This window comes from Micromonospora sp. NPDC048999, assembly GCF_040649295.1.
Taxonomy (GTDB): Bacteria; Actinomycetota; Actinomycetes; order Mycobacteriales; family Micromonosporaceae; genus Micromonospora.
Genome location: NZ_JBEZFI010000021.1, coordinates 76,290 through 100,482, shown reverse-complemented (window position 1 = coordinate 100,482; position 24,193 = coordinate 76,290). Strand labels below are relative to the sequence as shown.

The following is a 24,193-nucleotide window of genomic DNA, read 5'->3' as shown; positions in this document are numbered from 1 at the left end:
CATCGGCAGGATGAAGCCCGGATCAGACCGGGTCGCTGGACTTGGTCGCGCAGGCACTCGTGCTGCAGCTGCTGCCGCAGCCGTCGCTCGTGCTGCACATCATGATCACCAGCGGGGTCGTGGACTCCACGACTCGCATGTCGAGTACGAAGTCGTCGTCGGTGGTTGCGGTGGCGGCGTCCGTGCGCTCGAGCTCCAGCAGCGGGGCCATTTGTCTTCACGCTCCTCGGGTTGAGAGAACAGGGGGTGGTTCACCCGGCCGAGGGCGGCTAGCTCACCGCCGGCCAGGAGATCGTGAGCAGGCCGTACGTCTTCGTCAGCACCGCTACGTGGTCCGGCACCGTGCCGGGGCTGGTACCGGCCGGCCAGTAGGCGAACGTCGGCGCCGGCCCGCGGCGGGCCCGCTGATACCAGGCCTGTATCTGCTCCGACATGGCCGCTGCGGCGTCCTTGCCGTGCGCCCCGAAGGCGCGAGCCCCGAGCTCGGCCTTCGAGCCGTCGTCGGTCGGGCGCCAGGCCAGGTAGGCGAACGAGTCACCGCGCACGACACCGAATGGAAACCAGCGACGTTCGGCAGCCAGTTCGGTACCGTCGTCCGCCGCTAGCAGGCAGAAACCGGGCAGGAACCCGGCCAGCCACAGGTGAAGATCCGCGAAGGACTCGCTGAGGCCGACCGTGGCCCCCGACCAAACCTCGGTGCGTTCGGTGTCCAGCACACCGTCCAGCTGACGGGCGTCGTCCGGGACGCCGACGTCGAAGCGCAAGCTGACGAACCGACCCTGCCGGTCGGGCAGCCGGAAGACTCGCTCGGGCCGCGCGCCGTCGCCCTGCAGGGGCACGAATCCCGCCACCTCACTCGAGGTACTGGCCAGGTGGTCGCCGTTGCGGCGGAACGCGATCGTCCGGGTCACGCCGTTCATCTGCAGCGGCACCACGATCACCCCATCCGGGGCGAGGTGATCCAGCCAGGCCGGAGAGATGTCCCACGCGCCGACCGTGACGAGGATCCGGTCGAACACCCCCTCACCGGGCACGCCGTGCACCGCGTCGGCCTGCAACACCCGCACCCGGTGGCCATAGCCGGTCTCGCGCAGCAAAACCCTGGCCCGGTCCGTGATGTCCGCATCGATGTCCACGCTGACGACGTTGCCGTCCACCCCGACCACCTCGGCCAGCAGCGCCGCGTTGTAACCGCCCGAACCGATCTCCAGGACCCGCATCCCGGGCCCGACGCCGGCCTGCTCGATCATGCGGGCCTGAATGTACGCGGCGCTGACCGAGGACAGGTGTACCCCGTTCTCATCCGTCTTGGTGATCACCGACTGGTCGACGTCGTAGACGACCTCAAGTGGTGTGCCAACGGGCACGAACGCATGCCGCGGTACCGTCCGGAACGCTGTCTCCACGGCCGGGGAGGTGATCATGCCGTCAGCGATGAGCCGGTCCACGAGGGCATCTCGGATCCCCTCGACTCGACCCGAGGAATCCGACCTGTCAGCCGTGTGCGTCACTCGCCGCTCCAATCTCTGGTTTCTCGTGCCATCTGGTCGTGACAGTGCGCCGGGTGCAGGTAACGCGCAACGCAGGGCTGATGTCTGCTCGCTTCCCGCTCCGGAAAAGGTCACGCCTCCGGTCAAATCATCACCTGCTCGTCGAGTGAAACCGGGGAAGCTAAAGCCCGGCGCCATCGCTCTGTGCGCCCAGGATCTCCCAGCTGGTGGAGGCTGGGAATGCCGACTTGTGGTCCGACCTTGCGTACCGACCTGCGGTCCGACCTGGAGCTGAACTGCGCAAACTGAAGACAAGGAGGACCGCTCCGCAGCGGCGCATCACCTCGTGGCGCCGCGCCGCCCCGTGCTCCGACGCGACCGCGGCACGCATACGGCCCGGTAACCGAGGGTGGCAAGATGGCCCACACACCGGCTGTGAGATGCGGTGCCCGCCGCGCGTACCTCAGGAGGTGCTGTGCCTCGTCATCCCGAGACCGAGACCACGCCGAACACGCGCCTTACTGAGGCACGTGAAAGCCTGCCTTCACCTCGGCGGCATGGGCAATGCATGTCCCGCAGCGAGTTGGCCGACGCGGTCAACATCGCCTTGCACCAGCTTTACCCAGGCCGGTACCTCGCCGCGCACTACGTCGACCGCCGTTGGGTGGGAAAGCTGGAACGCGGGGAGCACCGTTGGCCCAGCGACGAACGCCGCGCCGCTCTTCGGCGCGTCCTCGGCGTCGCCACCGACATCGAACTTGGCCTCTACGTCCCCCGACGCACCGGTGCCAAGCAGGTAGACGCCTCTGACTTCCGGGCAGCTTCGGCTTTCCTCGGCAACGGCTCGATGACCGTGATAACTCCGTTGAAGCGAGAGGCCGTCCGTGCCCGGCCAGTCGTAGCGCTGGAGGATGTCGTCGGCGCCCAGCGTCTCGGAGAACTAGCCAAGAAGCTCGCCCTCGAAGCGCGATTCGAAAACGTGCCTATCAATGGCGAGATCAATCTCAACCGGCCAAACCTCGTCGTCATCTGCGGGCCCAGGCTGTCCAAGCGAACTGCCGCCGTTCTCGATCAAGACCCCCACCTACGATTCGAGCTCGCGCCAGATGGGGTTTGGACCGTCCGCGACAACAACACCGGACTTGTATACCGTTCCGGCCTGGACGAAAGGCCAGCGCGCGACTGGGACGTCGCCTACTTCGGGCGCCTTCCCCGCCTTGATGGCAACGGAACACTGATAATATTCACTGGCATACATCCGCAAGGTTCTCTCGGCGTGGTCCAACTCATCACTACCACAATCCACGAACTCCATCAGGAGATTGCGAACCACTGCTTCTCGACGCTCGTCGGCACCCAGTTTCATCCAAACACAGGAGAGCCGGTGCAAGTGGAGCGGCTGACCCCAGTGTACTGGCATAAGGGAGCCTCAGCACCATGCGCGTAACGATCGCAACCGAACCGGCCCCCGGCCACGTCAACGAGGACTTCGCCGCAGCGACGGCAAACGCCGTCGTCTTGCTCGACGGGGCCGGACTGTCCGGGGTCGATGATGGTGGCTGCATCCATGGAGTTGCTTGGTACGTACGTCAGCTTGGCAGCGAACTTCTTGCACGACTGGCACACGAATCCCTGCCCAGCCTCGTGCAGATCCTAGCCGACGCTATAGCAAGGGTCGCCGCATCTCACAACAAGACATGCGATCTTGATCATCCGGGCACGCCTTCATCCACGGTAATCATGGTCGATTTCCGCGGGTCTCACTTGCGGTACCTTGTGCTTGCGGACTCGGTGCTAATCATCAACGAGCTGGGCAAGCAGCATGTCATCAGTGACGGGCGGGAGGCAGACATCGGCCGCCGCCACCGCCGCGACATGGATGCGATTCCCGCCGGCACAACCGCCCACGATGACGCCCGCCGCGCCTACGTTGAGACCCTTCGTGCTTACCGGAACCGCCCAGGCGGATTCTGGGTCGCCGCCACGAATCCTGCAGCCGCATACGAAGCACTCACGGGAAGGGTGGACAAGACACGAGTCGAATCACTCCTACTGCTCAGCGACGGCGCAAGCCGCCCCGTAGACAGATTTGGCCTATCGACCTGGGACGAGATAGCCGAGTTGGTGGCCGCCTCCGGCAGCACAACTTTGCTGCAACGGGTTCGCGATGCGGAAAACAGCGACCCTCATGGCAATCGGTGGCCGCGGGGCAAGATCCACGACGATGCCACGGTTGTCTACTGCGACTTCCCGGAGCAGAGGCGAAAGCCATTTGAGAAGTGATAGCCGGATACCAAACATCGACCTGTACGACGTACCGCAACTACACCTAGGCTAACCTCGGCCCTTCGTTAAGGGCTGTCCAAGGTGTGGGCGGAGAATGAAGAAGTGCCTTCTGATCAGGGAAAATAGGGCTTGTCGAGAGTCCCATGTTCCTGTCACGGAAGGCACTTGCTGGGTGAAGGTTACCGCAACACGTCCGAAGATCATGGTGACCGGCGACGGGCGGGGCGTCGTCGGGCACGCCGGCGTCCGACTGCTGACTGATCTGGCCGATGCGACCGGTCTGACCAGTGCGTTCAGCCAAGCCTTCGCGGGGCTGCGGCAGCGGCGGCGTGGGCACGACCCGGGCCGGATCGCGGTGGATCTCGCCGTGATGCTCGCCGACGGCGGAGAGGCCATCGCTGATCTGGCAGTACTACGGAACCAGCAGGCCCTGTTCGGGTCGGTCGCGTCCGACCCGACCGCGTGGCGGCTGTTGTCGCAGCTCGACGAAACGACGCTGGCCGAACTGCGTCGCGCCCGGGCACACGCCCGTGAGGTTGCCTGGGCCCAGCATGCCGAGGTCCGCGGCGACCTGCCGCAGCCGATGGTGGCCGGCCGGCAGGTTGACGGCCTGGTCCTGGACATCGACGCGACCATCGTGATCTGCCATTCCGAGAAGGAATCAGCGACCCGCACCTGGAAGAAGACGTTCGGGTTCCACCCGCTGCTGTGCTTCCTGGACAACACCGGTGAAGCCCTCGCCGGCCTGCTGCGCGAAGGCCGGGCCGGATCCAACACCACCACCGACCACATCACGGTCCTCGACCAGGCCCTCGCCCAGCTTCCCGACGCCCACCGGCACGGCGCCCCGATCCTGCTGCGCGCCGATTCGGCTGGTTCCAGTCACGGCTTCCTCGCTCACATCCGCGGCCTGCGCGAGCAGCACCTGGACATCCGGTTCTCCGTCGGCGCCGCGATCACCGAACCTGTGCGGGCGGCGATCCGGGCTGCGACCGGCTGGGCTCCCGCCCTCGACACCGATGGTGACCTACGTGAACATGCCGAGGTCTGCGAGATCACGGGCCTGTTCGACGCCACCGGCTGGCCGGAGGGCACCCGGTTCCTGGTCCGCCGGGAACGCCCGCACCCCGGCGCCCAGCTGTCGCTGTTCGACACCATCGAAGGCTGGCGGCATCAGGTCGTCGCCACCGACACCCCAACCGGCGGCGGCAGCGTCCAGTTCCTGGAAGCCCGGCACCGGGCTCACGCCCGCGTTGAAGACCGCATCCGCACCGGCAAGAACACCGGTTTCGGCCGATTCCCGTCCCGACACTTCGCCATCAACCAGGCCTGGCTGCAACTCGCCCTGACCGGTATCGACCTGCTCGCCTGGACTCAGAACCTGCTCCTGGACGGCGAACTGGCCACCGCCGAGCCCAAGAAGCTGCGTTACCAGCTGCTACACGTCGCAGCCCGGATCACCCGCACCGCCCGGCGGACCCGCCTCGCCATCGCCGCCAACTGGCCCTGGACCGACGCCCTGACCAGCGCATTCAACAAGCTCGCCGCACTACCCCGGCCCACCGGCTGACTTCGAGGCTCACGCTCCAACCAGCAACACGGAGGAACCCGGCCCAGCGCCGGGCCCTCAGCATGCCAACAAAGCGGCAAAAAAGCACGAATCAACTCCATCGAACAACAGCTATGGATCCACGCTCAAGTGAAAGACCGAGGTTAGAGGATCGCTATCACCGATGCCATCCTCGCTGTCTGCCGCCGACCCACACACCGTGGAGCGGGCCAGGGCCAGCGTGACAAGGTGGAGCGCCCTACCGGAACGACCTTGGCACCCTGGCCCTGGCCCGCTCGGCTTGCCTGGGTCGGTGGTAGACGGGATGGCAGCTCCCCTGACCCCCTCGATGCGAAATGGCGGCAGCAGGCCGGTGTCATTCGAGGTCGTCCGGCCTGATGGGGTCGCTTCAGGTCGAGTTCGGTGGGTGGCCGCACCGCACCGGCAGCACAGGCTTAGGGCCGACTCGGCACCCCGGGCTACCCTCCCTCTGGGCCGAAGCGGGTCAAGTTCGTCCTAGCGCTGACATCCGTAGACACGCGCCAGGTTGAGGCGGTGCGAGCCGACCACTCTCTGCCGCTCCGCGAGATGGTTGGGCACGCCGTGCTCGGTGACGAGCTCACTGCCTTATGCCGAGCCGATGTCACTCCGGCGGTGCCGAGAACCGACTTCTGGGACGGCCTCATCGACGAGCAGTGGGGTCCGATCCGTCTGTGCGGGCCGTGCAGCTCCGCTGCCTCGCCCGGTTGATCGTTCAGCTCGCCCGCTCCTGCCCTGTAGAGGGACTTGAACCCCTAAGCCGCGACGCGGCGAAAGATCCGCTGAAGGGGACCTATCAGCCCTCTGACCTGGCTCGTGATCCTCGGTGTCGCTCGACGTTTCGCATGCGCTTCCGCTCTCGGCTGTGCCGGATCTGTGCCTGTTGATCTTGGAGTGAATGCCTGTCTCGCACGAAGGGCTTTTGTCGACTTGATTCGGCTGGGACGATCCCAGGGTGGCTTCCTCCTTGAACGACGAGACGGTCCTTCGGCTGTCGCACCGTCAGATCCTGACGCTCGGAGCTGCACTCGATCACTACATGGACTACTGGGAACAGCACACCGCTGCCGACGGCGACGGCGGCCATTCGGCGGAGCAACTGGCGGAACTAAGGCAAGAGGTCGGCGAGCTGATATGGACCCTTGAAGTGGCAGCTGCCCCGCCCGGCACCCGTCTTGAACACAGCCTGCGGGCACGGCGAGCCAGAGCAGCTGACTGACCGCCCTCCGGTTCACCAACTACAGGTAAGGCATTGCCGTCGTGGCCGGTCATCAGGTCGGCCACCCACGGCAACCTGGGCAAACGCGGTCACTACGGGTTGTCGTTGGTCAGAGGCCTTCGTCGCCTGATGGACTGGATACGACTGTTGGAGGAACGGTGCACCTAGTCGAGGTACGCTGCGCCGCCCGCGGCTGCGGCAAGCTACTTGCAACCATCGAGGCCATCGCACCACGTCTTCCGGGCGACCCTGCCGGCCTCTGGGTATCAAGGCGATCAGGCAACAGGATCGAAGCGCTGGTGCCCGCTGACTTCACGGGCGACCTAGAGGTTGAGGTCTGCCCTCGGCACTTCAAACGCGTGGACGGGGACCACATGACTATTGGCAGCCGCCGGTTCCCTAGGAACGGCGCAGCCGGTCCGCCGATCGGGATCAAGCGAGTCACAGGTATCGCGTCGGGAGTTTTGGACGCTGCTCTCCTGCGGGAACCATTCGAGAAGGCCCGCATCACGGGAAAGACCCAGGTGCTACCGGTCCGATGACCCTGTAAGATCGCCTCCAGGTTGCCCCGTCGCGGTTGCGGCAAGATCCCGATCGATCTGGGGCGCGGTCGGATAGCCCCGAAAGGGATCTATCCACATGCCCGCAAACAAGCGATCGGATCTCACCCCGCGCTTCAAGCTGATCTTCATCGCGGTGCTCTCCCTCACGTTGCTCTCCCTTGCCTTGCAGGCCGCCTTGGTGGTGCTGCGAATCGACACGCAGCAGGCGACATCCCTCGCGGAGGCTTGCTCGACAACCTTCAAGCTAGGGTTCGGCGCGATCGTCGGCCTCATCGCCAGCAAGAGCGCGTGACCCATCCGACTCATGGCTCTGGGGGTCAAGCTTCGCCTGGCCCCCAGCAACCAACACAACCGCCCGACCTGCTCCCGTGCGATGAAGCTGGCTAGCGGCGCGCCCGAAGCTCCGTGATCAGATGTGACACGGGCCTTCCTGCTAGCTGCGCATCGAAGAAGCGCAGCGCCCAGTCCGCCTTGTCCGTCGCCCCTACCATCGCGTTCATGTATTTGCAAGAGAGCGGATCTGAAAAGCCAAGTAGAGCACCATTAAACTTGCCCCTCTGGCATTCATCCAGGGCCTCGTGTAGGAACTCCAACTCACTCGCTACTGCGGGGTGTAGGAACGGGCAGTGAATCAGCTGGATCTGATTAGTCTCTTCCCAGAGGGACTTGAGTTCTAAATCGCCTGTGGTCGGATCGGGACACGTCCCGTGCTCATCGGTCGGCGTGTGCTCACCGTGTAAATCCTTGAGGTCCCAGAACATGTTGAGCTGCTTATGAACCAGCGGATAATACGCCCTAGTCGCTTCGTACTCGCGTTCCTCACGGCGAAGTAGCCGCTGATCCTCCAGCGACTGCTCCGTCTGCATCTTCGCCGCACGGATAGCGCCGCGTACCTGTATCCAGGCTGCAAGCCAGCTTGCTACTCCGCCAACAACTGCACCAATCAACGCGCTGACCGCGCCGCTCCAAAAGCCATCCACCGCTCGATGATGACCCGACGCAGCAACAGCAGCCCGTTCTCCCCAACCCTGCCATCACTGTCTGCCGCCGACCCGCCCTCCGGGGAGCGGGCCGCCGCCCGGCCCGCCACGTCAAGCGGACCTTGACGCACGTACGGACGCTGGCGGGCCGGGCGCGGTCTGCTCGGCTTGCCCAGGTCGTCGGTTGGCGGGATGGCCCGCACAACCATCCACGGACCGCAACGCGCGGACGGAGCCCCGGCCCTCCTGGAGTCGTTGCGCCCCCGCCGGAGGCGCACTGACCGCAACCCCGCGACCGCCGCCAGCTCGCCGACGCGGCCGGCGTCCGCTCCCCTACGCCGCGCGGGCTCGTGGCCGCGCGGCCCGGCCGGCTGCCGGCCCACCCCCACCTGGTCAACGATGCTGTCGTTCTGCGGCGGCCCTCCGGGCTTCCCGCTCTCCGCGCCAGCCGCCGGGCATCAGGCGTGACGGCCGCAGAGCGACAGCGGCAGCGGCCGGCGCGCGCCCAGGCTGCGGCGCGTGCGGCCCGTCAAGGGCCGCCTTGAACCCCTAAACCGCGAGCCTGGCTCGCATCGGGTGGAAGCGGACTCATCGGCGTTCCGGCCTCGGGTGCCATCCTCGCCATCTCTCGACTCTTCGCATGCCTTCTCGCTATCAGTCGTGCCAGATCTGTGCCTATTGATCTTGCAGCCGTCGACCTCTACCGGAACCCACCGCACAGACGCTCCCCCAGTGGCTCCCCTCTCGGCGTCGGCTTGTATCTGTATCGTGGCAGTGGGTGTGCGTAGTTCGGGGCATCTCCACTGCTTGAAGAACAGAGGTACGGGTGCATCGTCGACACGTGTTCACTGCTATGGCCGCCGCTGTGACCACGGCAGTTGTCGGCTGCGAAGCCACCGACGGGAATGTGACTCAGGGCGGCGGGGGCAGCGACAAGGGCGGTGTCATTGTTCCCAAGGTTGCGTTTTCGGTTGGAAAGCGTCCCGCCGGCCCGCATCTGGCCGGCAGACTGCTTGACGACACCGCTCTCGACCCGGCAACGCTGAATGGCAAGGTGACCGTGATCAACTTTTGGGCATCATGGTGCTCGCCGTGCCGGGCCGAAACCGATGACCTGGAAGCCGTGTACCAGGCCACCCGAGATGACCAGGTGATGTTCCTCGGAATCAACACCGGGGACAGCAAGGACGCCGCGACATCCTTCGTGCAGGGCCGGGTCACCTATCCCAGCCTGTTCGACCCTCCTGGACGGATGGCCCTGCAATTTCGGGAGGTGCCACCCGCTGTCATCCCCGCCACCGTGATCCTCGATCGCCAAGGCCGCATCGCCGTAGTGTTCCGCAAAGCCATCGTGCAAACGGAACTGGAACCGGTCGTGATGCAACTGGCCACCGAACAGATTTAAGCCAATGGGGGAAACCTTCGCCCACATCGCCGCGTCTGGGCCGCTATTACTCGCCGTCGCTGTCGCCGCCACCGCCGGCCTGGTCAGCTTCCTGTCACCCTGTGTGCTGCCACTGGTGCCAGGCTACCTGTCCTACGTCACGGGCCTCGTCGGCGACGACCTGCGGCACACCAGCTCCGATAACCGCTCGCAACAGCCACCGGCCGGAACGCGCACACTTCTCCCTCTAGGTAGCCGCCGTCGCATCCTGCTCGGCACCGTCGGGTTTATTAGCGGCTTCACCGCCGTGTTCATCGTCATCACGGTTGGGTTCGCCGCCGCCGGCCGCACCTTGCTCGTCAACGCCCGCACCATCGAAATCGTCGCCGGGGCTGTCGTCGTCATCCTCGGCGTCGGTTACGTCGGACTCATCCCTGCTCTGCAACGGCAAGTGCGCACCAGTCGCCTACCCGCCGCTGGTCTGGCTGGCGCTCCCCTGCTCGGCGTCACGTTCGCCCTGTCGTGGACGCCCTGTGTGTCTCCCACCCTCGGCGCTGTACTCGCACTGGCCGCCACCGAGGACACAACCGTCCGCGCCGCCGTACTGGCCACCGCCTACTGCCTCGGTCTCGGGCTGCCCTTTATCGGCGTTGGCCTCGGCGTGGAGCTGCACGATCATCGTGTCCAGGGCAGCGGGAGGGTGCACCACGAACAGCCGGTCATTGGAGTTGGCAGCCAGCAGCACCCGGTCGCCGGCCGTCAGCCCGCACCAGTGCCGCACGGTCGCTGGCAAATGGAGATGCCCTTGGCCGGTGATGGTGAAGACGCCCTGCCGGTCCTCACGGACGACGATGAGACCGGTGCCTTCGTGGATGTGCAGCCGAGTGCCCGGCGCCCATCCGAGAGCGCGGACGATCGCGCGGTCGGCGATCCGACCGCTGGCGTCGAGGGCTGCCAGGCCGTAGACCATCGTGCCTGTGCGCGGCGTCGGAAGATCCGGCAGCGGGAGGGGCGGGCGACGAAGTCCTTCGTCAGCCCGCCGGCCTTTCGGACCCCGGTCCGACAGCATGATCGGAGGGATGACGGGAGCCACAGCGGTATCAGCCATGCCGACCACCCCCGCCCGAAGCGGGGCCGACCGGAGGCGTCACCGAGGTCAGATTGGCGTGGTCAAGCGTGCTTGACCACCAGTACGTCAGATACAGCAGGGATGCTGCAAAATTGTGTCCGAGGGGGGACTTGAACCCCCACGCCCTATACGGGCACTAGCACCTCAAGCTAGCGCGTCTGCCATTCCGCCACCCGGACCTGCTCGTACAGCCTACCCTGTCAGCCGAGGTGATCTTCTCACCGGTCGGCCGCCCCGGTGGGCCGCACGGGGCATTACTGTACACGGCCCGGGTGGATCATGCACATCGCCGCCCGATGGCCACGTTTTCCCAGGTCAAAGCGGTGAGCCGACAGGACGCAACGAGACCGGTTCCCGGATGCGGCGCGCCGGGTAGCGTCCAAACGCCGATTACGGGCAGCATTGCTCACGTGTCCCACCCCACCCCCCTGACCGCCGCGCAACATCAGGCCCTCGCCCTGCGCAGCGCGGGTGATCTGGCCACCGCCCGTCGCCTGCTCGCCGACGCGATCAACGCGGCCCGACGGGCGTACGGGGAGGAGCACCCCGACGTACTGGCCACCGGCCATCTTCTCGCCCGCCTGCATCGGGAGGCCGACGACCCGGCCGCTGCCCGACGGGTTCTGGAGGAGGCGTACGCGGCCGGCGAGCGTCGTCGCGGCGACGCGGACCCGTTGATGCTCGCGCTCAGCTTCGACCTGGCGCAGGTGGCGGAGGTACTCGGCAATCGGCACGAGGCCCGCCGCAACTACACCCGGGTAGCCACCGCCGGGCCCGCGGTGCTCGGTCCGGACCACCCCGCGGTACGCGCAGCCCGCCAGTACCTCGGCGGCTCCGCCGCCGCTCCCGGCGCGCCCGGCACGCACCTCGGTGGCCCGGCCACCGGTCCACAGCCCGACCCGGTGGCGTTGTCCGGGCCGACCATGTCGCTGCCGGCCGTGGCGGCTCCGTCCCCACCGCCGACCGTCCCGCCGATGCCCGGTGTCACCCCGGCACCACCCGCCCCGGCAACGCCGGCCCCGCCGCACGCCGGGCCGCCCGGCGCGCAGTGGGCCCCGCAGTCCGGACCGGTTCCGGGGCCGACGCGGCAGTCACCCTGGGCACCGCCCACCACCGTTCCGGGTACGCCCCTGCCCCCACCGCCGACCATTCCCCGCCCGACGCCGTCCGGTACGGCTACCTCCTCGGCGCCGGTGTCAACGCCTCCGGTCGTCCCGAGGCCCATCCCAGCCCCGCCGGTCTCCGGCCCGCCCAACGGTTCGGGCCCGGTTAGCGCGCCGCCGGCGTCGCCGATGACCCGGACCCCACCTCCGCCTGTCCCCGCGGCCACCCCGGCCCCACCGGTCGTTGCGCCGACCGCACCGGCCTCGGCATCGCCGGTCCCACCGCCGTCCATCTCCGCGCCGCCCGCGGCCGCCCCGGCCCCACCCCCACCCGTCTCCACGCCGCCCGCGACCGCCCCGGCCCCACCGCCGGCCGGCCCACCAACGGCACCGGCTTCGGCCCCGCCGGTCCCGACGCCGGTGTTCGTGCCACCGGCCCCGAGCCCGGTCCCACCGCCGGTTGTCGCCGCGCCGCCTCACCTGCCGCCGGCGCCGGTCATCCCAGCCCCCAACTGGCCGGCCTCGGCGCCGGCGGCACCCGGCACGGCGTCTTCGCCGAACCCAGCGACTTCCGCGCCCGTGCCACCGGCGTTCGCTTCGGCACCCGCCTCCGCTCCGCCGGCATCCGCTGCGCTGCCTCCCCCACCGTCGATCCCGGCGCCCGACACAGCGCCAAACATGGAGCGCGCACCGATCTCCGGACCGCCGGTCACCGCGCCCGCCTCGGCGCCGCCGGCGCCCCCCTCGCCGAATCCGGCCCTTGCGCCGCAGCGGACCGAACGGCCGTCCGTGGCGGGCCAGGACGGACCCGGATCCGGCTCGGGCGGCAGCGCGTCCGTAGCGCCGGCGATGCCCGCGCCGGGCTGGGACAAGCCGACCGTCCAGGTGCAGCAGATTGGACCGCTGCTCGAAGAGGAGGCGGAACGGGCCGCCGCAAGCTCGGCCACCGCCACCCCGACCACCCCGCCGGTCAGCGCACCGCCCGTCAGCGGCCCGCCGATGAGCGCACCGCCGGTCAGCGCGCAGCCCGTCAGCGCACCGCCGGTGAGCAGCCCGGCGTTCAACGCGCCGCCAGCCAGTGGCCCAGCCGCCGGCCCGGCCCCGGTCAGCAGCCCGCCGTTCAGCGCGCCGCCCGTAAGCGCGCCGCCCGTAAGCGCGCCGCCCGTAAGCGCGCCGCCCGTAAGCGCGCCGCCCGTAAGCGCGCCGCCCGTAAGCGCGCCGCCCGTAAGCGTGCCGCCCGTAAGCGTGCCGCCCGTGAGCGGCCCGCCGGTCAACCCGCCGCCGGGGCCCTCCGCGCCGACGCCACCGGTGAGCGGGCCTCCGACGCCCGCGTACCCGGCATACCCGCCGGTCAGCGGCCCACCGGTCGCACCGCCAGTCACAGCGTCGCCCGTAAGCAGCCCGCCGGCTGCGGCGCCGGTCAGTGCATCGCCGTTGCCGCCGTGGGGGATGACCGCCCCGCCGTGGAGCAGCGCCGCCCCGCCGCAGCCGCTGGAACGGCCGGGCGACCCGGTGCCGGATCCGGCGGTAGAGGAGGACGACGAGGTTGGCCCGGAGGCCGCTGATTCGGCTGGGCCGGAACCGGAGGACGGCCGGCCGCAGCCGTTGCCGGTCTACGACGAGCTGCTCGAGTTTCCCGAGCCTGCCCGGCAGGAGACACCGCCCAGCCCTGCCGCGTACCCGCAGCAGGGGGCGTGGCCGGCGGTGCCGGCGCCGTTCCACCAGCCGCCCGCGTACCCGGAGCCGCAGGAGCCGGAGCCGGGCGGCCGCAACCGTACGGTGGTGGCCGTGGTGGCCGGTGCCGTGGTGGTCGTGGTGGCGGCGGTCGTCGGGGTGGGTGCGATGGTGCTCAACCGTGAGCCGGCCCCGCCCGAGCCGACGCCGACCGGGGTGGGTCCGAAGGTGAGTGGTCCTCCCCCGACGGACCTGCGGCTGCAGGACGAGGGCACCACGATCACGGTCACCTGGTCCGACCCGACCGACGGGGTGGCGCCGTTCGTGGTGGCCGGTGGCCGCGCGGGGCAGAAGTTGGGGGTGATGGCCACGGTGGACGCCGGGGAGACCCGTTACACGATCAACGGCCTGAGCCCGAAGCTGAACTACTGTTTCACGGTGCTGGCGGTCTACTCGACGGACACGTACGCGACGTCGGGTCAGGTGTGCACCGACCGGGATCGTGGTACGGCGACCGGCTGACCTGCGGCGGTATTCGCGACACGGTGGGTGTCCACAGGCGGACGGTGCGGGTTTCACCGCCGCCGGTCGATGCCTATGATGGCTCCCGGCTCTGGGGATGGGCGATTTGCGTCGCCTCTCCCCCACCGAAACGGGGAGGACGGTCGGCAGTGACCACCACCGAGGACGTCACGAGCACCGGAGCGCAACCGTCCCAGCCCCGTTCCCGGAAGCTGCGGGGCGGGCTGGTCACCGTTGGCACGGTGGTCGCGCTGCTGGGTGCGATGGGGTTGACCGTGCTCGGGCTGGGTGCCGCTGACAACGCGGTGGCCAGCTTCGACGCCTCGTCGTGGTTGTGGAGCGCCACTCGCAGCGAGGTGGCCCGGGTCAACGGGATCACCGCGCGGGTGGACACCCGGATGGAGGTTCCGGGGGCGCGGCGGCACCAGATGCAGGTCGCTCAGACCGACCGGCTGCTGATCCTGCGCGATTTGAACACCGGTCAGGTCAGCTCGCTGGATCTGGCCACTCTCCACATCACCGCGACGACCCCGGCCACGCCGGGTCTGGGGGTGAACGTGGCGCTGCACGACGACGACGCGTTCGTCGTCGACGCGGTGCAGGGCATCGTCCGTCAGCTCGACCCGCGTGCGCTGACCCCGGTGGGCGAGCCGGTGCACTATCCGCCGGGTATCACCGGTGGGGCGTTCGACGGTGCCGGCCGGCTGTGGATCGCGGTCCCGAGTGAGGGCACCGTTTCGGCGATCACGGCGGCGAAGTTGCCGGCCACGCCGGGGGCGGCGCCGCCGGGGGGCCTGAGCCCGAAGCAGGTGGAGACGTACGAGGTGGCGGAGCCGAGCCACGAGCTGGTGGTGTCCACGCTGGATGACGGGGTGGCGGTGTTGGACCGCACGTCCGCCTCGTTGGTGACGGTGCGGGGCGGCCGGACGCAGCGGGCCAGGTTGAGCATGACGGCGCCGGGCAGTCTGCCGCCGCGCACCAGCGGCCCGCAGGTGCCGGTCACGGTGGCGGGCCAGCGGACGGTGCACGTGGTCGGTGACGGCGGCGAGGTGCGGCAGTTCACCGTTCCCGGCACGGGTGATCGGCTGACCCCGGCGGTGGCGTGGGCGGGCCGGTTCTACGTGGCGGACGAGGGCACCGGCACGGTCTACTCGTTCGACAGCAACGGGCAGTTGGTGGACAGTGTGAAGGGTTCCGGGCGGCCCGGCCCGATGGAGCTGGAGGTCCGCGAGAACCACCTGTTCATCAACCCGCCGAACTCGTCGACCGCTGAGGTGGTGGACGACAAGAACCAGGTCCGCGAGGTCAACAAGTACGCCAACGACGTGCTCGGCGGTGACCCGCCGCCGGCTGCCCCGCCGCCGCCACCGCCGCCGCCGGCGAAGAAGCCGAAGGTGGGTAAGCCCGGGGCGCCGCGCGCGGTGACCGCTGCCGCGGGTGACGCGTCGGCGCGGGTCAGCTGGCAGGCGGCGGCCGCGAACGGCGCCGAGATCACCAAGTACGTGGTGGAGGGTGCCGGGCAGCGCCACGAGGTGGGTGCGAACCAGCGTTCGCTGGAGATCACCGAGCTGACCAACGGTGAGGCGTACACGTTCGAGGTGTACGCGGTCAACGCCAAGGGTGACGGGCCGGCCCGCAAGAGCAACCCGGTCACCCCGACGGCGGAGGTGCCGGATCCGCCGGCCAGCGTGACCGCGGAGGCGCGGCCTGACGGCACCGTGGTGGTGACGTGGCCCGAGGCCAACGGGCAGGGCAACACGATCGCCCGGTACGCGGTGACCGCCGCGTCGGCCGGCGCCACCGCCCCGGTCGGTGAGTCGGCGAAGACGGAGCTGGTGATCCCGGCCGGTCAGCTGGAGTACGGCACCCAGTACGCGTTCACGGTGGTTGCGGTCACCGACAAGGGTGCCGGGTCGAAGGCGTCCCCGGTGAGCGACACCGTGGTGCCGTTCACCGCCCCGGCCGCGCCGACGGAGTTGCGCGCGGCGACGGTGGCCGACCAGCCTGGCACCATTTCGGTGCAGTGGGCGCCGGCGGTGGACAACGGCCGCCCGGTCACCAAGTATCTGGTGGGTGTCGGTGGGAAGACCAGTGAGGTGACCGATGTGCAGACCACGGTCAGTGGGCTGGGCGATGGGCAGAACGTCACGGTGACGGTGAAGGCGGTCAACGAGGCCGGTCCCGGTGGTGAGGCCACCACCACCGCGCGTACGGTCGCCGCGCCGCGGGTCACCGTGACCGGCTCGTCGGCGGACGCGACCTCGGTGACGGTGTCGTTCACGGTGGACGCGGGCGGTGGCAAGGCCACCTGCTCGGCGGCGACCGGCGGGAAGTCCGCCAGCGGGAGCTGTTCCAGCCTGCGGGTGACCGGCCTGACGCCGGGCACGGCGTACACGGTGACGGTGACCGCGACCAACGCCGCCGGTAAGAGCACCGCCACCAGGGCCCAGTCGACCGACTCGCTTTACGGCATCGCGACCTGCAACAACGGCCCGTCCGGCGCGGAGGCCACCTACTGCGACAAGGACGTGGCCGGCCGCAACGGCAACGAGATCTTCTCGGTGCCGCAGCAGAACAACGCCAAGCAGGTCGGCTGGGCCAAGCCCGGCACCCGGCTGCAGGCCTACTGCAAGGTGCAGGGCGAAGAGGTGTACGCCTACATCTACAACAACGACAAGCGCAGCACCTGGTGGGTGCAGGTCAACTACAGCGGCAAGAACTACATTCCGTGGGCCTGGCTGAACCTGGAGGGCGGCGACAACATCAACGTCCTGCCCACCTGCTGACCCGCCGTACCGAGGAGCTTCGCGCACGTGATCGCCCACGAACCGCTCACCCAGCCGGAGGTGCAGGGCTTCGCCGCCCTGGCCGCCCGGCTGGCCGAGAATGTCAACGCGGTGGTGCTGGGCAAGCCGCAGGTGGTCCGGCTGGCGCTGACCGCGCTGTTCGCCCAGGGGCACATTCTGCTTGAGGATGTGCCGGGGGTCGGTAAGACCACCCTCGCCCGGGCGGTCGCGGCGACGGTGAAGGGTCAGTGGCGGCGCATCCAGTTCACCCCGGACCTGCTCCCGTCGGACGTCTCCGGGGTGACCATCTTCAACCAGGCCACCCGCGCGTTCGAGTTCCATCCGGGGCCGGTGTTCGCCAACATCGTCATCGCCGACGAGATCAACCGGGCGTCGCCGAAGACCCAGTCGGCGCTGCTGGAGGTGATGGAGGAGCGGACGGTCACCGTCGACGGCGTACGCCACCCGGTGCCGCAGCCGTTCCTGGTGGTGGCGACGCAGAACCCGGTGGAGATGGACGGCACCTACCGGCTGCCCGAGGCGCAGCTCGACCGGTTCCTGGTGAAACTGTCCGTCGGCTACCCCGACGAGGCGGTCGAGGTTGAGGTGCTGCGCGGGGCGACGGTCCGCTCCCCCGACTCGCTGACCGCGATCACCGACACCGCCACCGTCGGTGAGATGGTGCGCATGGCGCAGCGGGTGCACATCGCCGAACCGCTCTACGGGTACGCGGTGCGGCTGGCCGCGGCCACCCGCAACCACCCGCAGGTGCGGGTCGGGGTCAGCCCCCGCGGTGTGATCGCCCTGACCCGGGCGGCGTGCGCGTACGCGCTGATCGACGGGCGGGGCTGGATCATGCCGGAGGACCTGAAAGCCCTCACCGAGCCGGTCTTCGCGCACCGGCTGCTGCTCACCTCGGACGCGCAGGTGCGCGGGGTGACCGCCGCCGACGTGTTGCGCCAGGCGGTCGCCTCGGTGCCGGTGCCGCTGCCGTCCGGCCAACCCACCCCAGTGCAGGGCTGAGACGCAGATCGTGGGGATCACCGCCCGCGGCGTCGGGCTGCTCGTCGCCGCCGTCGTGCTGCTCGGCGTCGGCTTCCGCTTCGCGTACCCGGAGCTGGCCGTGCTCGGCGCGGCGGCCGCCGTCGCCGTCGGGTACGCCCTGGTCAGCGCCGCGTGGCGGCCCCGGTTGACGGTCGAGCGGGTCGCCGACCCGGACCGGGTGGCCCGTGGGGAACCGGCCGCGATGACGTTGACCGTCCGCAACACCGGGCGGCTGCGGGCGGCGAACCTGCTCGCCGAGGACCGCTGCGGGGCTGCCCTGGTGCCGGTGCCGCTGCTGCGGCTGCGTCCCGGCCGCGACACCGAGGTGCGCTACGACGTGCCGACCCACCGCCGCGGAGTGGTGCCGGTCGGCCCGCTGCGGGTCACCCGACGCGACCCCCTCGGCCTGGTCGCGCTGGCCCGATCCTACGGAGGGACCGTGCCGGTCTGGGTGCACCCGCGCATCCACCCGCTGACGGCGGTGCCGACCGGCGCCGGACGCAGCCTCGACGGGCGCACCGACAGCGTCCCGCACGGCTCGATCACCTTCGACTCGCTGCGCGAATACGTGGTCGGCGACGAGTTGCGCCGGGTGCACTGGCGTACCAGCGCCCGGGTGGGCGAGCTGATGGTGCGGGAGAACGTGGACACCAGCCTCCCCCGGATCGTGGTGGTGCTGGACAACCGGGCGTCCGCCCACCCGCAACGGGTGGCCGGGACCGCCGAGTCATTCGAGTCGGGTTGCGAGGCCGCCGCCTCGGTGGTCGCCGCGGCCGTCCGGGAGGGCCTGCCGGTGAGCCTGCTGCTGGTCGCCCCCGCCGACGAGGACCCCGCCGGCGCCATCGGCCCGCTGGACCGGCTCGCCGCCGTCGAGCTGACCGACGGCGGCGAGGACCCCCTGCGCACCACGATGAGCCGGCTACGGCAGGAACGGCTCGGCGACACCCTGGTCTTCCTCACCGGGCCGGGCGGCCGCACCGACCTCGGGCACGTCGACGCGCTGCACGGCGCGTACCCGTCGGTGGTGGTCGGGATGTTCGGCGCGGCCGAACCGACGCCGCCCGGCGCGGCCGGCCTGCTGGTGATCGACGCCGCTGACGGCGCCGAGTTCGCCGCCGAGTGGGACGGAATCCGCCGATGGTGACCGCGCCCCGGAACCCGGCAGACCCGCACCGGCCGGTCGAGCCGCCCACCGCCGGGCCCGGCGGACCGGTGACCCGCGCGCTGCGGGCCCTGCCGGTGCCGCTGGCGCTGATCACCATGATCGCGCTGGCCGGCGTGGTGCTGGGCCGGGTGTACGCCGACTCGCTGCTGACCCGCCTGGTCCTCGGCGCGGCGATCGGCTCGGTGCTGCTGAGCGTCGCCGCCCGGCGGCTGCCGTCCTGGGCGGTCGCCCCGCTGTCCGTGGCCGGCCTGACCGGATGGGCCCTGCTGTCGCTGCGCCTGGCCGCCGGCCACGCCGCGCTGCCCGGCGGCCTCGCCGACGTGACGGCCGACGCCGCCCGCAACGCCATCCCCCGGCTGCTGACCGCGATGATCCCCGTCGAGCCGGCACCGGACACCGTGCTGCTGCCGGTGGTCGCCGCCTGGCTGGCCGGACTCGCCGCGGCCGAGGTGGCGCTGCGCACCGGCCGGGTGCTGCTCGGCTACCTCCCGCCCGTGCTGCTCTACGCCGGCGCGGTCTACGTGGTCGGTCCCAACGCCGGCCCGGCGATCGCACCGACCGTCGTGTTCGCCGCCGTCGCCGTCGCCGGCCTGGCGATGCCGTCACACCGCGACGGCCTGGCCAGCATCGACCCGACGGCGGGGCTCACCCCGGCGGTACGCGCCGCGGTGCGGTTACGCCTGCTCGCCGCGAGCGCCGCCGGGGTGGCGGTGGTGGTCGCGCTTGCCGCCCTGCTCGCCCCGCTGGTGGCCGCCCGGGTCGACGAGCGCCCCGTCGACCCGCGCCGCTACGTCGAACCGCCGCAGCTGGAGTCACTGGATGAGAACCCGCTGGTCCGCATCTCCGGCTGGGCGCTGAACCCGGAGCAGCAGCTGCTGGAGGTGCGCACCGAGGCGGGCCCGGGCGGGCAGGCCCGCCTGCGGCTCGCGGTGCTCAGCGACTACGACGGCGTGACCTGGCGGGTCGGCGCCACCTACCGCAACGCCGGGCGGATCCTGCCTGCCACCGAACCCGCCTCGGGCACCGCCACCGACACCGTCCGCCAGCAGATCACCGTCGCCGACCTGACCGGCCGGCTGCTGCCCGCCGTGCCCACTCCCCGCGAGGTCACCGGCGCCCGAGTGGCCTACGATCCGGCCACCGCGACACTGATTCGCCCCGAAGGGCTGACCCCGGGCTTGCGCTACACCGTCACCTCCGCCCGGGAACACCTCGATGCTGACCTGCTCGCCACGGCGAACGTGCCGGCCGGCGCCCCGGCCGCCCGGGTGCTGCGGGTACCCGACGGCGCGCCGGAGCAGCTGCGCCGCCTTGCGACCCAACTCGCCGAGAGCAACAGCGCCCCGTACGCCCGTGCCACCGCCATCCAGGACTTCCTCGCCGAGCACTACCGCGTCACCGCGGACGCGCCCAGCGGGCACGCCTACCCCAACCTGGCGTTCTTCCTGTTCGGGCCGCGCGACGGCGGCGGGCAGCGGGGCACCTCCGAGCAGTTTTCGGCGGCGTTCGCGGTGCTGGGCCGGCTCGCCGGCCTACCCACCCGGGTCGTGGTCGGCTTCGCACCCAGCGGCGACGGACCGGTCCGCGCGGCCGACGCGTCCGCCTGGCCGGAGGTGTTGTTCGACGGCGTCGGCTGGGTGCCGTTCGACCCGATGCCCCGCCCCGACCAGGAAGCCCGCCCGGTGGAGGAGGACTTCCGCCCGGCCCCGGACGACACACCCCCGTCCCAGGTGCCGGAGCCGACGGTGGAACCCACCGCCACACCGCCGGCCGAGGCCGCACCCGGCCCGCACGCCGACCGAGGCGGCCTGAACAGGCCGGTGCTGGTCGGCGGCGGCAGCGGCACCCTGGTGCTGCTGGTCGGGCTGGCCCTGCTGACCCTGGCCATGCTGCGCCGCAACCTCACCCGCGCCCGCCTCGGACGCGGCGACCCCGGCCGGCGCATCGCCGGCGCCTGGCGGGAACTGACCGACGCGCTGCGCCTCGCCGGCCGACCGGTCGGCGGCGACCTGGCCGCCGCCGAGGTCGCCGAGCAGGCCCGCCGGACCCTGGCCGAGGCCCGGGCGGCACGCCCCGGACCCCCGCACGTCGACCTGCCCGACGGCGAACCCGACGAGCTGGCCGGGCTGCTCAACCAGGTCGCCTTCGCCCCGCACACCGCCACCCCCGCCCAGGCGGACCGGGCCGCGGAACTGGCCGACCGGTATGCCGCCGCGCTGCGGGCGGCCCGCCCGTGGTGGCGGCGGCTGCTGTGGACCGTCCACCCGGGTCCGCTGCGCTGGCGCCGCTGACCGCTTGCCGGCCGGCCCTACCGTCGTACCAGCTGGACTTGAGCGCACCGCCGCGGCCGAAGGCATGCCCGCAGTTACCTGGGCGGTCATCGCCGCCCTCACCGGCGCGCTGCTGGCCGCCGCCGGCTGGCGGTGGCGCGTACGGGCCCGCCGCGCGCCGACCCGCACGGAGCAGCTCGCCGCGGCCCGCAAGGCGGCCCAGCAACTACGGCGGTCCGGCCCGCGCCGGCACCGGGACACCTTCGAACGCGGCGCCGACCCGGGCGACCGCTACTCGGCGGCGATCCTGGAGAACAGCGTCTACGGTGACGCCGTCGGCTACGACGGTGGCAGCCACGACGGCGCGGCAGCGACGGCGGCTCCTACTGACCGGCGGCCTGCTTCAGCTGTCGCGCCGCAGCCGGCCCGTCTCCTTGCCCTGGGCGTCGAAGAGCACGAGCACCTGGCCGTCCAGCGCGGCCCGGCTGGCCGCGGAGAGCCAGAACCCCACCGGGACGTTGTCACAACCGATCAGCGTGCTGGGTCCGGCGGTGGCGAGGACCGCACCGTCCGGGCCGGCGACCCACCGTCCGCTCTGGCCGTTGCACCCGTCGGAGCCCTGCCATTCGCCGTCGTCGCGCAGCTCGACGTAGGGCGCCTGCGGCCCGTCCCGCCGACCGTCGGCGGGCACCCAACGGCCGAGGAGGGCGTCCCGACGCGCTGGCGTCAACGTCGACGGCAGGGCTGCGGCCGACGCGAGGGCACGCCGAGCCTCGTCGGTGACCGTGGGCGGCTCCGCCAGGGATGGCAGCAGGTTCGGCCCCGGCGTCGGCTTCGCTCCCGGCAGCAGCCGGGCCACCCGCACACCCTGGCCGTCGAGCAGGACCCGGCTGTCGCCGTCCACCCGGAAGGCAGCGGCCCGACGCAGCCAGGCATCGGCGGCCTCGGTGCCGGGGCCGCATCCCCGGGCGTTACCGGAAACGGAACCGTCGGTGGCATCGGCGACGAACAGGCCGTCGGCAGCGGCCCGCCACGTGCCCATCCGCACCCCGCAGCGGCCGAACAGCAGCAGGCCGCCGTCGGTGTCGGAGGCGAGCCGCAGAACGTCACCCGCGCCGCCGTCGACCTCCGTCACCGTCCAGGAACCGATCAGCGCAACGGGATCCCCCGGCGGCGATCCCATCGCGGCCCCGGAGTCGGTGGCCTGGCCACCCGGAGCGTCCCGCTCCGCGCCGACCCGCTCGCCGCAGCCGACCAGCAACGTCCCGACCGCCATCGCAGCCACCAGGTACCTGATCCGACTCATCCGCTGCCCCCATGTCCCATCGGTCGCCCGTGCTGGCGCCGGCACTGATGGGTTGGACGACAGACCACGGTCATCGGTTGCACACACCGGGCGTTTCTTACGCGCATCGCGGCGTTACGGGAGAGAACCCGTACTGTGCTGCGCTGTGGGAGAGCTTCTGGGGACGATTGGGACGGCGGTCGGGGTGTTCGCCGGCACGAACATCGACGACATCATCGTGCTGACCGTGCTGTTCCTGTCCGCCAAAACGTCCGGCAAGCCCCGGCCATGGCAGATCTGGACCGGGCAGTACGCGGGGTTTGCCCTGCTGCTCATCGTGTCCGCCACGGCGGCCCTCGGCCTGGCCGTCGTGCCGGACCGGTGGGTGGGACTGGTAGGCCTGATACCGTTCGCCCTCGGCGTCAGGGGCCTCATCGCGGCGATCCGCGCCCGGGCCGGCGGCGAACTGCCGACCCTGGCCATGGCCACCGGCCTGGCCTCCGTGATCGGGCTGACCGTCGCGAACGGGGCGGACAACATCTCCGTCTACACCCCGGTGTTCCGCACCTTCGCCATGGCCGACAGTCTCGTCACGGTCGCCGTATTCGGGGTCGGAGTCGCGGCCTGGTGCCTGGCCGGATCGTGGCTCGGCTCCCACGAGAGGATCATCGGAACCGTCCAACGGTTCGGGCATTGGATCGTGCCCGGCGTGTTCATGCTCATCGGCACCGTCATCGTCATCCAATCAGGCGTCATCGAGCCGGGCGGGTACTGAAACTAGAATCCGCGAATGACTTTCTCGATCGTCGCTCGCTCCGCCGACGGCCGCCTGCACGGCGTCGCCGTGGCCAGCAAGTTCCTCGCCGCCGGGGCGCTGGTGCCGGCCGCCGAGGCCGACGTGGGCGCCGTCGCCACCCAGGCGCATGTCAACCTGGCCTACCGGTCGCAGGGGCTGGCGCTGCTGCGGACCGGAGTGGCCCCGGCGGACGTGGTCGCCGGGCTGATCGCCGCCGACCCGGGCTGCGACGAGCGGCAGCTCGGCGTGGTCGGGGCCACCGGCGACGGGGCCACCTGGACCGGGCCGCACTGCCATCCGTGGGCCGGCGGCCAGGCCGGGGACGGCTGGGCCGCGCAGGGCAACATCCTCGCCGGCGGGCACGTCATCGACGCGATACGGGACGCCTGGCTGGGCGGGGCGGAGCTGCCCTTCCCGCGTCGACTGCTGGCGGCGCTGCACGCCGGTGACCGGGCCGGCGGCGACCGGCGCGGCCGACAGAGCGCCGGCCTGCTGGTGGTGCAGCGGCGCGGCGGGTACGCCGGCACCGGCGACGAGGTGGTCGACCTGCGGGTCGACGACCACCCCGACCCGGTCACCGAGCTGGGTCGCCTGCTCGACACCCACACCATGCTCTTCGGCAAGCCCGACCCGGCCACCCTGCGCGACCTCATCGGCGCCCTGGCCGACGAGGTGGCCGCGCTGCTGGCCGCCGCCGGGCACCCGGTCGGCGCGGCCGGCCTGGACGACGCGCTCGCTTCCTGGGCTGGTGTGGAGAACCTGGAGGAACGGCTGGTGGACGGCCGGATCGACCCGATCGTTCTGGAGCACCTGCGCCGCACCGCCCCGGCCGGTCCGGTCGGCGGTTGACCCGTGCGCGGCCCGGATCGCGTCCGCCGGCGGGCGGTCCGGGCCAGCTGCGGACGGGCG

The 24,193-nt window shown here is 70.8% G+C and carries 18 protein-coding genes, 1 tRNA gene and 2 pseudogenes; 15 read left to right on the top strand and 6 right to left on the bottom strand.

The features are described from left to right. Positions 1-22: 22 nt before the first annotated feature. Positions 23-211, bottom strand: coding sequence for an FxLD family lanthipeptide (locus AB0C02_RS21290; protein WP_357550417.1), 189 nt, complete (start codon positions 209-211; stop codon positions 23-25). A gap of 58 nt (positions 212-269) precedes the next feature. Continuing rightward, complete coding sequence (gene fxlM, locus AB0C02_RS21285) at positions 270-1,511, bottom strand: methyltransferase, FxLD system (RefSeq protein ID WP_357550416.1); 1,242 nt, start codon at positions 1,509-1,511, stop codon at positions 270-272. A 547-nt stretch (positions 1,512-2,058) separates the two neighbouring features. Here fxlM and AB0C02_RS21280 point away from each other — a divergent pair. From AB0C02_RS21280 to AB0C02_RS21260, 5 genes are all read left to right on the top strand, one after another. Beyond that, entirely contained in the window at positions 2,059-2,937 is an 879-nt protein-coding gene (locus tag AB0C02_RS21280) for a hypothetical protein (protein WP_357550415.1), read from the top strand. Continuing rightward, on the top strand, positions 2,928-3,773 hold the full coding sequence (locus AB0C02_RS21275; RefSeq protein WP_357550414.1) for a hypothetical protein: 846 nt from the start codon (positions 2,928-2,930) through the stop codon (positions 3,771-3,773). Before AB0C02_RS21280 ends, AB0C02_RS21275 begins: the two co-directional genes overlap by 10 nt. Positions 3,774-3,870: 97 nt before the next feature. Beyond that, on the top strand, positions 3,871-5,346 hold the full coding sequence (locus tag AB0C02_RS21270; protein WP_357550413.1) for an IS1380 family transposase: 1,476 nt from the start codon (positions 3,871-3,873) through the stop codon (positions 5,344-5,346). Positions 5,347-6,331: 985 nt separating this feature from the next. After that, a complete protein-coding gene (locus AB0C02_RS21265; RefSeq protein ID WP_357550412.1) occupies positions 6,332-6,583 on the top strand; it encodes a hypothetical protein in 252 nt (83 codons plus the stop codon). Positions 6,584-7,222: 639 nt separating this feature from the next. Continuing rightward, positions 7,223-7,438: a hypothetical protein gene (locus tag AB0C02_RS21260; RefSeq protein ID WP_357550411.1), complete on the top strand. Its 216-nt coding sequence runs from the start codon at positions 7,223-7,225 to the stop codon at positions 7,436-7,438. Positions 7,439-7,529: 91 nt separating this feature from the next. Here AB0C02_RS21260 and AB0C02_RS21255 read toward each other — a convergent pair whose 3' ends face one another. Next, the gene (locus tag AB0C02_RS21255; RefSeq protein WP_357550410.1) at positions 7,530-8,126 is read right to left on the bottom strand and encodes a hypothetical protein; all 597 of its coding nucleotides are present in this window, start codon (positions 8,124-8,126) and stop codon (positions 7,530-7,532) included. An 841-nt stretch (positions 8,127-8,967) separates the two neighbouring features. Between AB0C02_RS21255 and AB0C02_RS21250 the strand changes: the two genes are divergently transcribed. Together AB0C02_RS21250 and AB0C02_RS21245 are read left to right on the top strand one after the other, a co-directional pair. Beyond that, positions 8,968-9,531 carry a TlpA disulfide reductase family protein gene (locus tag AB0C02_RS21250; RefSeq protein WP_357550409.1) on the top strand — a complete coding sequence of 188 codons (564 nt, stop codon included), beginning with the start codon at positions 8,968-8,970 and terminating at the stop codon, positions 9,529-9,531. A 4-nt stretch (positions 9,532-9,535) separates the two neighbouring features. Continuing rightward, positions 9,536-10,753: a cytochrome c biogenesis CcdA family protein gene (locus tag AB0C02_RS21245; RefSeq protein ID WP_357550408.1), complete on the top strand. Its 1,218-nt coding sequence runs from the start codon at positions 9,536-9,538 to the stop codon at positions 10,751-10,753. Here the strand turns inward: AB0C02_RS21245 and AB0C02_RS21240 are convergent. Continuing rightward, positions 10,735-10,818 (bottom strand) — tRNA-Leu (locus tag AB0C02_RS21240). The genes AB0C02_RS21245 and AB0C02_RS21240 overlap by 19 nt on opposite strands. 117 nt (positions 10,819-10,935) lie before the next feature. Here AB0C02_RS21240 and AB0C02_RS21235 point away from each other — a divergent pair. Then, positions 10,936-11,223: pseudogene (locus AB0C02_RS21235) on the top strand (tetratricopeptide repeat protein); the annotation flags it as partial. A gap of 1,639 nt (positions 11,224-12,862) precedes the next feature. Here AB0C02_RS21235 and AB0C02_RS21230 read toward each other — a convergent pair. Continuing rightward, positions 12,863-12,937: pseudogene (locus tag AB0C02_RS21230) on the bottom strand (hypothetical protein); the annotation flags it as partial. Between the two features lie 254 nt (positions 12,938-13,191). Between AB0C02_RS21230 and AB0C02_RS21225 the strand changes: the two are divergent. The 5 genes from AB0C02_RS21225 to AB0C02_RS21205 all read left to right on the top strand — a co-directional run bounded on the left by AB0C02_RS21225 (position 13,192) and on the right by AB0C02_RS21205 (position 21,224). Continuing rightward, the gene (locus AB0C02_RS21225) at positions 13,192-13,938 is read left to right on the top strand and encodes a fibronectin type III domain-containing protein (RefSeq protein WP_357550427.1); all 747 of its coding nucleotides are present in this window, start codon (positions 13,192-13,194) and stop codon (positions 13,936-13,938) included. 149 nt (positions 13,939-14,087) lie between these two features. Further along, positions 14,088-16,724: a fibronectin type III domain-containing protein gene (locus AB0C02_RS21220; RefSeq protein WP_357550407.1), complete on the top strand. Its 2,637-nt coding sequence runs from the start codon at positions 14,088-14,090 to the stop codon at positions 16,722-16,724. A 27-nt stretch (positions 16,725-16,751) separates the two neighbouring features. Continuing rightward, positions 16,752-17,747, top strand: coding sequence for a MoxR family ATPase (locus AB0C02_RS21215; RefSeq protein WP_357550406.1), 996 nt, complete (start codon positions 16,752-16,754; stop codon positions 17,745-17,747). Between the two features lie 10 nt (positions 17,748-17,757). Next, positions 17,758-18,912, top strand: a complete 1,155-nt coding sequence (locus AB0C02_RS21210) for a DUF58 domain-containing protein (RefSeq protein ID WP_357550405.1) — start codon at positions 17,758-17,760, stop codon at positions 18,910-18,912. Further along, a complete protein-coding gene (locus AB0C02_RS21205; protein ID WP_357550404.1) occupies positions 18,906-21,224 on the top strand; it encodes a transglutaminaseTgpA domain-containing protein in 2,319 nt (772 codons plus the stop codon). The genes AB0C02_RS21210 and AB0C02_RS21205 overlap by 7 nt, the downstream gene beginning before the upstream one ends. Positions 21,225-21,606: 382 nt before the next feature. On the opposite strand, the gene AB0C02_RS21200 is transcribed toward AB0C02_RS21205, so the two are convergent. Continuing rightward, a complete protein-coding gene (locus AB0C02_RS21200; RefSeq protein ID WP_357550403.1) occupies positions 21,607-22,509 on the bottom strand; it encodes a hypothetical protein in 903 nt (300 codons plus the stop codon). 145 nt (positions 22,510-22,654) lie between these two features. Here AB0C02_RS21200 and AB0C02_RS21195 point away from each other — a divergent pair, with 145 nt between their 5' ends. Further along, entirely contained in the window at positions 22,655-23,263 is a 609-nt protein-coding gene (locus AB0C02_RS21195; RefSeq protein ID WP_357550402.1) for a cadmium resistance transporter, read from the top strand. 15 nt (positions 23,264-23,278) lie between these two features. Further along, complete coding sequence (locus AB0C02_RS21190; protein ID WP_357550401.1) at positions 23,279-24,133, top strand: DUF1028 domain-containing protein; 855 nt, start codon at positions 23,279-23,281, stop codon at positions 24,131-24,133. Positions 24,134-24,193 lie beyond the last annotated feature (60 nt).

Bases quoted from the DNA above. Each gene is read 5' to 3' on its own strand.
- AB0C02_RS21205 (WP_357550404.1), top strand. From the start codon at position 18,906: ATGGTGACCGCGCCCCGGAACCCGGCAGACCCGCACCGGCCGGTCGAG.
- AB0C02_RS21280 (WP_357550415.1), top strand. From the start codon at position 2,059: ATGTCCCGCAGCGAGTTGGCCGACGCGGTCAACATCGCCTTGCACCAG.
- AB0C02_RS21225 (WP_357550427.1), top strand. From the start codon at position 13,192: ATGACCGCCCCGCCGTGGAGCAGCGCCGCCCCGCCGCAGCCGCTGGAA.
- AB0C02_RS21200 (WP_357550403.1), bottom strand. From the start codon at position 22,509: ATGAGTCGGATCAGGTACCTGGTGGCTGCGATGGCGGTCGGGACGTTG.
- AB0C02_RS21275 (WP_357550414.1), top strand. From the start codon at position 2,928: ATGCGCGTAACGATCGCAACCGAACCGGCCCCCGGCCACGTCAACGAG.
- AB0C02_RS21270 (WP_357550413.1), top strand. From the start codon at position 3,871: ATGAAGAAGTGCCTTCTGATCAGGGAAAATAGGGCTTGTCGAGAGTCC.
- AB0C02_RS21245 (WP_357550408.1), top strand. From the start codon at position 9,536: ATGGGGGAAACCTTCGCCCACATCGCCGCGTCTGGGCCGCTATTACTC.
- AB0C02_RS21290 (WP_357550417.1), bottom strand. From the start codon at position 211: ATGGCCCCGCTGCTGGAGCTCGAGCGCACGGACGCCGCCACCGCAACC.
- AB0C02_RS21260 (WP_357550411.1), top strand. From the start codon at position 7,223: ATGCCCGCAAACAAGCGATCGGATCTCACCCCGCGCTTCAAGCTGATC.
- AB0C02_RS21190 (WP_357550401.1), top strand. From the start codon at position 23,279: ATGACTTTCTCGATCGTCGCTCGCTCCGCCGACGGCCGCCTGCACGGC.